Origin of the sequence: Bacillus sp. SIMBA_008 (assembly GCF_046535495.1) — a bacterium.
Classification (GTDB): Bacteria; Bacillota; Bacilli; order Bacillales; family Bacillaceae; genus Bacillus; species Bacillus subtilis.
In genome coordinates, this window is sequence record NZ_JAWRWL010000315.1 from 1 (window position 1) to 279 (window position 279).

Consider the following 279-nt stretch of genomic DNA (forward strand, 5'->3'; position numbering starts at 1 on the left):
GGTGCCGTCATCGGTTCCTGAGTCGGAGGTGGGGATCGGATCCGGGATCGCGTCCTCGATCTCGTTCGCGAGAGCGAAGAGGAAGACGAAGCCCATGATGAAGGCGACGATGGCGCCGACGATGGAGACGCCGAGACCCGTGAAGCCCGGCCACTTCTTTCCCTTGAGGAACAGGGAGATGAGCGACACGATGAAGCCCGCGGCGAGCAGGACCCACGCGAACGGCAGCGTGAACGGGATGAAGGCGAGGATCAGGCCGAGCGCGGCGAGGCCGAGTCC

1 protein-coding gene is annotated in these 279 nt (G+C 65.2%); it reads right to left on the bottom strand.

From position 1 onward, the window contains the following. A partial coding sequence (locus SB658_RS23365; RefSeq protein ID WP_410602666.1) for a hypothetical protein occupies nucleotides 1–279 on the bottom strand: 279 nt, incomplete at both ends.